At 60.3% G+C, this 10,262-nt stretch carries 12 protein-coding genes; 5 read left to right on the top strand and 7 right to left on the bottom strand.

What is annotated here, in order from left to right; all coding sequences use genetic code 11:
• Positions 1-639 precede the first annotated feature (639 nt).
• Positions 640-1,212 carry a hypothetical protein gene (locus tag LAN64_13110; GenBank protein ID MBZ5568776.1) on the top strand — a complete coding sequence of 191 codons (573 nt, stop codon included), beginning with the start codon at positions 640-642 and terminating at the stop codon, positions 1,210-1,212.
• 220 nt (positions 1,213-1,432) lie between these two features.
• On the opposite strand, the gene LAN64_13105 is transcribed toward LAN64_13110, so the two are convergent.
• The gene (locus LAN64_13105) at positions 1,433-1,642 is read right to left on the bottom strand and encodes a hypothetical protein (GenBank protein ID MBZ5568775.1); all 210 of its coding nucleotides are present in this window, start codon (positions 1,640-1,642) and stop codon (positions 1,433-1,435) included.
• A gap of 500 nt (positions 1,643-2,142) precedes the next feature.
• Here LAN64_13105 and LAN64_13100 point away from each other — a divergent pair, with 500 nt between their 5' ends.
• The 3 genes from LAN64_13100 to LAN64_13090 are packed head-to-tail and all read left to right on the top strand — an operon-like array spanning position 2,143 to position 3,712.
• Entirely contained in the window at positions 2,143-2,568 is a 426-nt protein-coding gene (locus tag LAN64_13100; GenBank protein ID MBZ5568774.1) for a DUF420 domain-containing protein, read from the top strand.
• Between the two features lie 4 nt (positions 2,569-2,572).
• A complete protein-coding gene (locus LAN64_13095; GenBank protein MBZ5568773.1) occupies positions 2,573-2,842 on the top strand; it encodes a hypothetical protein in 270 nt (89 codons plus the stop codon).
• A gap of 6 nt (positions 2,843-2,848) precedes the next feature.
• Positions 2,849-3,712, top strand: a complete 864-nt coding sequence (locus tag LAN64_13090) for a hypothetical protein (GenBank protein MBZ5568772.1) — start codon at positions 2,849-2,851, stop codon at positions 3,710-3,712.
• On the opposite strand, the gene LAN64_13085 is transcribed toward LAN64_13090, so the two are convergent.
• The 3 genes from LAN64_13085 to LAN64_13075 all read right to left on the bottom strand — a co-directional run bounded on the left by LAN64_13085 (position 3,713) and on the right by LAN64_13075 (position 5,998).
• The gene (locus LAN64_13085; protein MBZ5568771.1) at positions 3,713-4,516 is read right to left on the bottom strand and encodes an ABC transporter permease; all 804 of its coding nucleotides are present in this window, start codon (positions 4,514-4,516) and stop codon (positions 3,713-3,715) included. It abuts the gene before it with no gap.
• Between the two features lie 55 nt (positions 4,517-4,571).
• On the bottom strand, positions 4,572-5,567 hold the full coding sequence (locus tag LAN64_13080; protein MBZ5568770.1) for an ATP-binding cassette domain-containing protein: 996 nt from the start codon (positions 5,565-5,567) through the stop codon (positions 4,572-4,574).
• A gap of 140 nt (positions 5,568-5,707) precedes the next feature.
• Positions 5,708-5,998, bottom strand: a complete 291-nt coding sequence (locus LAN64_13075) for a GlsB/YeaQ/YmgE family stress response membrane protein (GenBank protein MBZ5568769.1) — start codon at positions 5,996-5,998, stop codon at positions 5,708-5,710.
• 236 nt (positions 5,999-6,234) lie between these two features.
• Between LAN64_13075 and LAN64_13070 the strand changes: the two genes are divergently transcribed.
• Positions 6,235-7,152 carry a hypothetical protein gene (locus LAN64_13070; protein ID MBZ5568768.1) on the top strand — a complete coding sequence of 306 codons (918 nt, stop codon included), beginning with the start codon at positions 6,235-6,237 and terminating at the stop codon, positions 7,150-7,152.
• A gap of 205 nt (positions 7,153-7,357) precedes the next feature.
• Here LAN64_13070 and cyoE read toward each other — a convergent pair whose 3' ends face one another.
• From cyoE to LAN64_13055, 3 genes are all read right to left on the bottom strand, one after another.
• Entirely contained in the window at positions 7,358-8,332 is a 975-nt protein-coding gene (cyoE, locus tag LAN64_13065; GenBank protein MBZ5568767.1) for a heme o synthase, read from the bottom strand.
• Positions 8,329-9,276, bottom strand: coding sequence for a COX15/CtaA family protein (locus LAN64_13060; protein ID MBZ5568766.1), 948 nt, complete (start codon positions 9,274-9,276; stop codon positions 8,329-8,331). The genes cyoE and LAN64_13060 overlap by 4 nt, the downstream gene beginning before the upstream one ends.
• 200 nt (positions 9,277-9,476) lie before the next feature.
• Positions 9,477-10,256, bottom strand: coding sequence for a carboxypeptidase regulatory-like domain-containing protein (locus LAN64_13055; GenBank protein MBZ5568765.1), 780 nt, complete (start codon positions 10,254-10,256; stop codon positions 9,477-9,479).
• Between the last annotated feature and the right edge of the window lie 6 nt (positions 10,257-10,262).

Below are 10,262 nucleotides of genomic sequence, written 5' to 3'. Positions count from 1 at the left end.
CCTGCGTCCATCTGCTTCAACGCGGCGATCATCTCCGCTTCCGTGTGCCGGCTCCGAGACATGCTCCTCCCCGATCTTTCGCTTCCGCGAAACTGTGAAATCATACTCAGTTGTGTGCGGATTTAGGGGAGCAGGTCACGTGCTGCTTCAGCTGTTCATTCCGTACTGCAAGAAGATGTACCAACTCATGGGGCACTTCGCATGAAGGCAGTTCGTCGCTTGTCCCAAAATCTTAATTGCCCGCCCCGCCAAATTAATCGGACGCGCTACCCGAGGCGTCACTGCTGCGGCGAATGATTTTACGGCTTCAAGCAGTGAGGTGTAGTGCAAAGAAAAGCCGCAAAGGGTCGGCCACCCGCCATTATCCTCTATTGGGTGCCGTGTCCTGGGGTGCCTTGTCCATTTCGGGACGCTGGCTGCGAGGCTATTACGTTTTGGGATTGTTAAGGTCGCTTGTAGAGCAGTACAGTTTGTCGCATGAAGAGTTCGCTGTCCTTGTGTCTTGTAGTTATTGCCGCGTCAGCAGTTGCGATTGCCCAAGAATCCTCATGCCCCGCAGGGACGTCGCGCGTTTCGACCGCGTATGGCTCCTCCTGTGAGGCCAACTTCCCAGACACGCCTTGGCGAGATGGTAAGCCGATGTCGCCTGTCGACCGCCTCACGCACGCGGCAGGCAACTCCCCACAGACACCGGGCGAGATTAAACCGTCGCAGGTACCGAACGAGATTCAAAACTATGCGCCTTACAGCATCGCTCTAATGCCGGACCGCCCTGGTGCTGAGGTTGTTCTCCCTTTTCTAACGACTGAAAACAAAATAGCCTTTTTCCGCGTTTCGCACGTTGTACAGGCGTCAAACGAGAACAAACTGCTTGGGCGACCAATTTCCTACGGCGAAGTGATCGCATTGATTGGCGAACTGCAAATCGAAGTGAACCGCCTGAAGCAGGAAAACGAAAAACTGTGGGCCGTTGTAGCCAAGTCTTCACCGCCGCAGACAATTGTCGTTCAGACACCGCCCGCGCCGGCACCAGCCCAGCAACCCAGCAATGATCGCTTGATGAAATACTTACTGCTCCGACAGCTATTTCCTTCACCGCAGCCTTACGCGTTGCAGCCTTTGCCGCAGCCCGTAGCGCCACGGTCTAACTCCCTAAACTGTACAACCCAGTACGTCGGAGCTACGGCGTATACCAATTGTCAAAAAAATTGACCGCCCGCTCAGATCACCACGCGCGATGAGTGCGATGCAGGCGGCTGCCTTGTTCAGGGGAAAAATGCGACCATTCGTAATGGGAGCTTTTCGTTTGGGATATTCCCGCACGATTCGACAGGTAGTCCGAATTCAGAATCGCCCAGTTGACATTCTGATAGCACGTCAACTAGTGGACCTTCGCAGCGTCCAAGCTCGCGACAACAATGCCTATGGCGATCTAGCCCTGTCCCCACCACCCCATGAATCTGCCGACTAGGTAAGCGACGAAACAGAGCGTGCAGAAGCCAAAGAATGCCCCGACCACTTCCCGAGTGTGGGACGAGGTATTTTCCTCCCACCACTTCACCACGCCGGTCACCACGTACAGCACGCCAATGCCAACAAGGGCGCAGCCGAGCAGAACACAAAGCTGCTTGAAATCTTCCATGTTCCATCACTGAGCCCGCACTCTAGCACCAGAACAACTCTCATGACGATCTCTCGCGCTTTCCTGCGCGCCTTTATTCCCTTTCTGGGCAACTGGCGGCCTCCGAAATGAAATCCAGAGTCTCCACCGGTTTCACTCGGGAAGAACAATTGGGGGCTGGCCCGCCCTTTCCGTCCACACTCACGAGGTTGCCCCACCCTTGTCTCGCCGGAGGGAACTTGCCCTGAGCGGACCGATGGGCGAGACAGGGTGGGAGATTTTCGCTACCGGCTACCGTCCCTGCGAATCCAATTCCCCACACCATCATCCAACTCCCGTAACCGCGCGCCACCCACTAACTATCTGGTAACTTTTCATCATCGCGTATTGGCCTATAATTTGCCTGGTCCGCGCTAATCGCGGCAGCTCACGGTAACCGTGCCAATTCGACGGTATACCGTACGTAAGTTATTGAATTATCATGTAGGGCAGGGGAGAGGGGTAGGGTAACCACGGATACGATATCAAGTTTGTCATCGTTACCAACTGTGAACGCTTTCTTGAATGGCGCAAGCGCGCTTCTGATCGTCGCTGCGCGCAATTCCATTCGCCGCCGAAACATCGCCCCGCATCGCGCCCTGATGATTTCCGCGACCGTGACTTCGTCGCTGTTCTTCGCCTCGTACGTTTACTATCACGCGCACGTTGGCAGCGTTCATTTCCGCGGCCAAGGCTTGGCGAGACCGATCTATTTCGCCATCCTGATCACGCACACCCTGCTCGCCGCGACCGTTCCGCCGCTCGTCATCATCACCCTGACTCTCGGCTTGCGCCGTCGCGACCAACGCCATCGCGCCATCGCGCGTTGGACGTATCCGATTTGGTTGTATGTTTCCGTCACCGGAGTTGTGATTTACTTGATGCTGTATCAGCTTTTCCGCGCCTGAATCCATGCCCCTCGTGAAGCTCAAGATCGATGTCGGTGGAACCATTGGCCACGAGGCCTGGTTCGCGCTGCAGCAGTTTCCCGAAAGCCAAGGCGCGTTCTTCGGCCCCGAGTTCGGCTCCAGCGGAGCTTGTCAGCATCCTGCCAACATTCCGCATCCCAAAGGCGAATGGATCGGAGCGGAAGTGTTGGTCGCCACCAGCCTGCTCGCGCAGTACGCCATGTCGCATTATCTGGAGCAGGAGCGCGTGCTCGACGTCGATATCGAGGAGTGAGGACTCTTGCCTTTACCGACTCCGATCGTGAAAGACCCTAACTTCGAGCGCAAGGGCATGTCGGTGCGCAACCGCATCCTCTTCTTCGTCGTCGCCTGGGCAATCGTGCTGCTGCCCTTTCTGTTCTGGCGCAGCACCTGGTTCGGGCGCGCGCTTACCGACCGCGAGCTCGACCAGTACATTCACGACCAGCAGAAGCCGCGCCACACGCAGCACGCGCTGGTGCAACTCGGCGAGCGCATGGCCCAGCGCGATTCCAGCGCCGAGCGCTGGTATCCCGACGTCGTGCGCCTAGCCTCCAGCCCGGTCGAGGAGATCCGCAACACCGATGCATGGATCATGGGTCAGGACAACACGCGTCCCGAATTCCACCAGGCGCTGCTGCCCATGCTGCACGACCCTGCGCCGATGGTGCGCGCCAACGCCGCGCTCTCGCTCGTCCGCTTCGGCGACGCCAGCGGTCGTCCGCAACTCGTCCTGATGCTCCAGCCCGCTAAAGTCACTGCTCCGCAAGCAGGCCGCGTGACCGACCTCGCCAAGGTTGGTGAAGCGATCCGCCAGAACGGCACCATCGCCAAGATCGAAGCCCATGGAAACGCCGTGGAAGTGCGCTCGCCGATCGCCGGACGCGTGCGCTCCTTCAGCGTCGCGCGCGGCGCGCAGGTGCAGGCTGGAACCGAGCTGGCGACCATGGATCCTGCTCCCGAGCAGGTCTGGGAGGCGCTGCGCGCTCTCTATCTCGTCGGAGGGAAGGAAGACCTTCCGGTAATCGCCGCTTACCAGAAGAGCCTGCCTAACATGCCCGAGCGCGTGCGCGAGCAGGCCATCCTGACCGAGAAAGCGATCCTGGAGCGCGAGAGGAAGCAGTAGCTATGCGGCAGGTTTGGTGGTGCGGCGATTGGCAACTACGAACGCCGCCAAGAACATCGCCAGGGAAAAGCCGACCAGGACAATCAGCGAAGTGCTGACGGCAAAGGTTGCGCTGGCAGGGAACAGCAGCGTCCGCAGCGCTTCGGTGCCGTAGGTCAGCGGATTGATGCGCATCAGCAGGCGAATCCAGCCCGACGCTCCGGTCAGCGGAAACAGCGAGCCCGAGAGCAGCCATAGCGGAATCAGGAACAGGTTGATGACGGCGTGAAAGCCCTGCGTCGAGTCCATCGGCCAGGCAATGACGAAGCCCAACGCGGTCAAGCAGAACGAAACCAGAAAGACGGTCAGCGCGATGAGACCAAGCTGCGCCAGGCCGATGTGAATGCGCAGCGCGGGCGCGAAGCAGAGAAACACCAGTCCCTGAATGGTCGCCAGCGTGGTTCCGCCCAGAACTTTGCCCAGCACGATCACTGAACGATGCACCGGAGCGACCAGCACCGAAAGCAGGAAGCCCTCCTTGCGGTCCTCGATCACCGACATCATGGTAAAGATCGAGGTGAAGAGCACGATCATGATCAGCGCGCCGGGAAAGAAGTAGTCGAGATAGTGCTCGTTGCCCGCGCCGCTGCCGCCGCGGAAGGAAGTTCCGAAGCCTGAGCCAATGACGATCCAGAACACCACCGGCGAGGCGATTACTCCCACCACGCGCGAGCGCTGGCGGTAGAAGCGCACGATCTCGCGCCACCAGAGGCTGAGCGCTGGAATCACCGACCCGACCGATGTCGGTGCGACGGTTGCTGCCATGGTTTGGGTTTGCGAAGCCATGGTCGTTGGCCGTTGCTCGTTCGTCGTTGGCAAATCACTGGCGGTCAGCGGCACGTTGTCCCTCAGAGTTCTTGTCCTCGGTCCAGAATCTGTGTCCGGTGCGATGGATGAATACGTCCTCCAGCGTCGGCTTGCTTACCGATATAGATTGAATCTCGCCGGGAAAAGCTTCGACAACATCGGTGACGAAGCGATGGCCGCTTTCGCGCTCCAAGCGCACCTTTCCGGCAATCACGGTCGCGTCCAGGTGGTAGCGCCCGTGGATGCGCCGCGCCAGCGATTCCGGATCGGCAGTTTCCAGCAGAATGACATCGCCGCCGATCTCGTGCTTCAGCTCTGCGGGAGTGCCCAGCGCAACCAATTTGCCTTCGCTCAAGATCGCCAACCGGTCGCAGCGTTCCGCTTCTTCCATCAGGTGCGTGGTCACGATGACGGTGACGCGTTCCTGCTCGCGCAGGATGTGCAGATATTGCCAGAGGTCGCGGCGCGCTCCCGGATCGAGGCCGGTCGTGGGCTCGTCGAGCAGCAGCACCGACGGATGATGTAGCAGGCCCTTGGCCAGTTCCAGGCGCCGCTGCATGCCGCCAGAGAAGGTTTCGGCGCGGTCGTTGGCGCGATCGGCGAGCCCCACCCTTCCTAGCATTTCCTCAATGCGCGATTTCAGCGGCGCTCCGCTCAGTCCGTATAGGTGTCCGACGTGGCGCAGGTTTTCCTCCGCGGTCAGCTTGATGTCAATGCTCTGCGCCTGGAAGACGACGCCGATGTGACGGCGCAAGCCGGTTGGGTCCTTCGCGGCATCGTGACCCATGATGACGGCGCGCCCGCTGGAGGGAAGCATGAGCGTGGAGAGGATGCGGAAGAGCGTGGTTTTGCCGCTGCCGTTGGGGCCAAGCAGGCCGAAGATCTCCGCCGGACGCACTTCGAAGGTGACGCCGTCGAGCGCGGGCCGCCCCTCGTAAAGATGGCGAAGTTCCTGCACCTGGATGACCGGCGCGGCGGCGGCAACTTGTGGCGTGAGTTCGGCGGACAAGGCCACAAGACATTCTACAAGCTTCGGGCATCAGGTGTCAGGCGTTACCGGGCGCCCGTGCGATGTCACCCGAGATGAGAGACACTTGTCCACGGACCCGTCTTGCTTTGGTTCTTGGTCCCCTGCCTCGACAGGCGGTTTCAGGCCGCCTTGCGAGTGTGGCCCGCCATCTCGGTCGAGCGGCCGCGCTGCGCGAACAGGTTGTACACGCAGAGCAGCGCGGCTGCGCCCAGGATGACCAGGCCCATCGAACTCAGGTCGAAGCCGTCGCTGGCACCCGCAAGCTTGCGCAGGAAGCCGCCGACAATTCCGCCGCAGACGCCAATAAGCACTGCCGGCAACCAAGCCCGATCGCGGTCAAACCATATGGTCGAGAGCGCACACCCAGCCACCAGTCCTCCGAGCACCGCCCAAAAAAACAAAGCAGTCATGCCACCCTCCTTGTCGAACTATATATCGTGATACGATACGTTTACATCGTAGCACGATGTTAGTCGCTCGTCAACGGGAAAAAACTGGCTGCGGCTCAGCGGCTAAAGGGAGTCACAATTGGCAGCTTGCTGATGGAAATATCCCATTCACATTCGGCGCCGCAAGGCTTGACTCCGAATGACGTGCTAGCTAGCGTAGGGTTGCGTTCGTGATGCGCGATGCTGGAGGCCACGCCGTGCATTTCTCTCTCCTCTGGTTGCTTCTTGCCGCCGTCCCTCTGCGGCAGGTCCCGGAAAACACCGGAACCAAGATGACGATCCGTCACGGTTTCGGCGGAAATTCGAGCGAGCAGATCATCTACCTGCAGGGAGACCGGAAGCGGATGGAATTCCGGAATTCCCTGGGAGGGACAAAAGCAGATGGCTCGCAGCAATGGTTATCCGGGCCGCGGCTGGCTGCCATTACACGGTGCGACTTGGGACAGACGTTTGAGTTGAATCTTGATGCCGGCGAATACGTGTCGGCACCCTATCCTCCGAAACCGCTGACCAGAGAAGAGGTCGAGGCGCGTGGCTTAAGCAAGCTGGAGATGTCCCAGTCTAAAAAGCCGACGCTACGAATCGAAACAACTACGGTGGATACCGGCGAACGAAGAGAGTTTTTTGGACGCACTGCGAGACATGTCATCACCACAAGAAAGCAGACACCGCTTGAAGGCTCCCACTCCGAAGCACAAGAAACGGTGACGGACGGATGGTATATCGATCTCGACCCTCAAATTTCGTGCGAGCGGAGGTTGAGTGTGGGGAAACGAGCTCACAGCTATCTGATAGCAGGGAGCCAGCCGGCCGAAAAACTTGAGTTCGTCGATATCGGGGACCCAGAAACAGGATTCGCCGTGCAGTTGGTAACGGCTTCGAAAGACACGTACACACTGCCGGACGGAACCAAGAAGCAGACAGATGCAAAGAGTGAAACGCTAGTGACACAGCTTGAGCAAGGGTCGCTCGATCCGGGTCTCTTCGAGATTCCCTCGGGATTCAAGCATGTGCAACAGATCGAGCGAAACCCCAGAGTGCCAGCATCCTCGAGTCAAACGATGGATTTGTGGGAACGGCTCAAGACCAGGGTGGCCAGCCTTCTTAACCGGTAGACGCCGTCTTCCGTATCTCAGCGGCTCAAACCGAAGCTCAATTGGTGGCTTGGCGGCACGGCTGCGTTCCTGATTCAGGATTGTCCTGAGTTCCGTAACGGATCGGCCGGCGTCATGCCACCGCCGCAGGAGTCGACGTCGTAACTGACCCGGTTGATGTCCGCGGCGGCAGGAAACGTTCGCCAGCCAGGCTTGCCAGTGAGAGTTATTGCGCGTTCAGCATCATCAACGCGAAGAGCAGCGGCAGGTAGAAGACGGTGGCGAGCAGAAGCTGGCGGGCGCGGCGCTTGGAGTGGCCCGAGGTCAGCGGCTGCTTGAACGCAGCGAGGCGGACGCCGACATAGAAGAAGATCATGCCCATGACAGCCGCGCCAAACAGATAGATGTTGCCGGACATGTGCAGCAGCGTGGGCGCGAAGCTGGCGGGCAGCAGCGCGATGGAGTAGAGCACGATCTCGCGCGAGGTCGCTTTGCCGGTAGCTTCAACCACGGGCAGCATGCGGATGTTGGCGCGCTGGTAGTCCTCGCGGTAGAGCCAGGCGATGGAATAGAAGTGCGGGAACTGCCAGAAGAAGACGATGGCGAAAAGGATGAGGCCTTCGAGTTCGATGCGACCGCGAACCGCCGTCCAGCCCAACAGTGGCGGCATGGCGCCGGGAAAGGCACCGACAAAGGTGCAGACGGGCGAAATGCGTTTCAGCGGGGTGTAGGCGGCAAGATAGACGATGGCAGTGGCGAGCGCCAGGCATCCGGTCAGCAGGTTGCAGTAGAGCGCCAGGTAGAGCGCGCCGCCGAAGACGAGAATCCCCGACACCATGGAAGCGTGGACCAGCCCCATTCGTTTTGCGGGCAGAGGGCGATGGGCGGTGCGAAGCATGAGGGCGTCAACGTCGTGCTCGAAGACCTCGTTCAGCGCGGCACTTCCGGCGGCGATCAGAGAGATGCCGATGAGCGCGTGCAGCACCGGCCAGGAGAGCCGTGCGACACCGGCGCGCGGGGCGGCAAAATAGGCGCCGGCCCAGGCGCTGAGTACGATCAGGCTGGTGACGCGGAGCTTGATGAGCTCGGAATAGTCCCTAAGGAACGCCCCCACCCTATCGCTCCAAAACCGGGAACGATCAGGGTGGGGCAACCGATCGTGCGTCACCGCTTCGCGGATGGGAGGTGTGGCGGTGCTCATATGGCCACCGGCTTGGCGTGGGCGGGGACGCGTTCTGCGATCGGGATGGCGACGTGGCGCCATGCCTGGATGGCGATGATTACGGTTGTGGCCAGCAGCAGCGCGCCGATGGCGACGTGCGCTACGGTGGCATAAACCAGCGGCATTCCGGGCTGGGGCGCGTCCCGCCCCCACTCGACGCGGGTGAGCCAAGCGCCGAATCCAAGCGTGAGCTGGACCATGAGCAGGGTCAGCAGGATGAGCGCGGGCCGGCGAAGTTGCGGCACCTGCGAGTATTCGCTGAGCACGCGTACGATGGTCCACAGCAGGATGAACGTGACCACAGCAGCACTGATGATGTGCGGCAGCAACTTGATGCCATGATGGCGGAAGGCGGCGCCCAGCATCAACTGCACGTACACGCAGGCCACGGCGGCGGTGGCAAGGAAGGGAAGGCCCGGACGCTTACTGGGAAGCTGCATGCGCGGCTCCTGTACCCAGGTGCGCCCGGTAAAGAGCCAGATGGCAACCACGAGGCAGAAGAACGTCTGAGCGAGCGTGGCGTGGGCGGAGGAGATGCTGGGCGGCAGGAAATTCAGCACGGTGATGCCGCCGAGAATGCCCTGCGCGATCACCGTGGCGAGCGCCGCCCAGCCCAGCTTGCGCATCCAGGGACGGCGGTCAACTTTCGAAGTCCAAACCGCCAGAATGATAGTCAGCAGGCCGATGAATTGGGCGATGATGCGGTGGCCGTGTTCCCAACGGATTCCGCCGACCAGCGGCACGGTGAAGTAGCCGTAAGTGATGGGCCAGTGATGAAACGAGGTGGGCCAATCAGGGACGGCGAGGCCGGCGTCGTTGCTGGTGACCAGGGCGCCGGCGATGATGAGCAGAAAAGTGCAGAAGGCGACCAAGGTCGCGAAGCGATGGTGAGCTCGATTGAATGGTGTGGTCAGCGAATGCATAACAGCAGAGGCCCGTGGTTAGTGGCCAGTGGCACGTTCAAAATCCTTCCACGTACAGCACGCGTTTCGTCGATCCTCCTAACCCACGGCTTACGCCGTGGGTTAGGTTCTGTCGCGTACAGCGCGCTCTGACTCGATCTGCCGGCTTCACGCTGCTGCTGCGTATGCGAGGGCGCGTGTGCAAGACAACAGCTTCAGGGCTACTGTGAAGCCTTCATGGTGAAGTCGGCGGTCTTAGCTTCCTTGGGGCCGACCGTCACCTCCTGAGTCTGTTCGCCGAGTTTCTCCTGCACGACGGCGATGGTGTACTTGCCCGGCGGGAGCCCCTTGAGCGAGTACTTGCCATCCTTGTCGGTGACCGCGAAGAACGGGCTCTTGACGACGTTAATGTACATCTTCATCCATGGATGCTGATTGCACTTGACCGGGAGCATAATTTCTTCGCGGGCGAAGGTTTTCTCGATGGGAGCGGCCTTAGGCGGCTGCGACTCGTTCCACTCGCGGTTGTCTTTCGGCGTGGGGTGGATGTTGTGGGTGGTGGGGTCGCTGTTGATTACGCTCAAGGTTTGCCCGGTCATGATGCCGAGGACGTGCGGGTGATAGCGGCAGCCCATCTGATCCAGCGTGACGGCCTGCTTGGGAACGTCGAAGGTGCGGCTGCCAAGCCCGTCCTTGACGTAGACGAAAGCGTTCTCGAGATTGCCGTTGTTCACGACCAGGGTCTCGACCGTATTCGCGCCTTTGCAGGCGGGATCTTGGCTCATGTCGATTTTGGCAGGCTTAGGCGCGGCGCCTGCGTATTTGACCGTGCCGCTGATGCTGCCCGCAGTGGCCTGGTCGATGGGTGTGGCGGGGGCAGCAGCGGCCGCCTTTGCCTCCGGCTTGGCGGCGGCCGGCTCCTCCTTCTTGCTGCAGGCGGACAACAGCAGCACGCCGAGGATGGTCAGCGCGAGCAGTACGACTGTCGATCTAATTTTCATAATGTG

This window comes from Terriglobia bacterium (genome assembly GCA_020073185.1).
Classification (GTDB): Bacteria; Acidobacteriota; Terriglobia; order Terriglobales; family Acidobacteriaceae; genus JAIQGF01.
Note: the sequence above shows the minus strand (reverse complement) of the source record. Positions and strands in the feature narration are given on the sequence as shown.

Bases quoted from the DNA above. Each gene is read 5' to 3' on its own strand.
- LAN64_13085 (MBZ5568771.1), bottom strand. From the start codon at position 4,516: ATGGCAGCAACCGTCGCACCGACATCGGTCGGGTCGGTGATTCCAGCG.
- cyoE (MBZ5568767.1), bottom strand. From the start codon at position 8,332: ATGAGCACCGCCACACCTCCCATCCGCGAAGCGGTGACGCACGATCGG.
- LAN64_13060 (MBZ5568766.1), bottom strand. From the start codon at position 9,276: ATGCATTCGCTGACCACACCATTCAATCGAGCTCACCATCGCTTCGCG.
- LAN64_13095 (MBZ5568773.1), top strand. From the start codon at position 2,573: ATGCCCCTCGTGAAGCTCAAGATCGATGTCGGTGGAACCATTGGCCAC.
- LAN64_13105 (MBZ5568775.1), bottom strand. From the start codon at position 1,642: ATGGAAGATTTCAAGCAGCTTTGTGTTCTGCTCGGCTGCGCCCTTGTT.
- LAN64_13075 (MBZ5568769.1), bottom strand. From the start codon at position 5,998: ATGACTGCTTTGTTTTTTTGGGCGGTGCTCGGAGGACTGGTGGCTGGG.
- LAN64_13110 (MBZ5568776.1), top strand. From the start codon at position 640: ATGTCGCCTGTCGACCGCCTCACGCACGCGGCAGGCAACTCCCCACAG.
- LAN64_13055 (MBZ5568765.1), bottom strand. From the start codon at position 10,256: ATGAAAATTAGATCGACAGTCGTACTGCTCGCGCTGACCATCCTCGGC.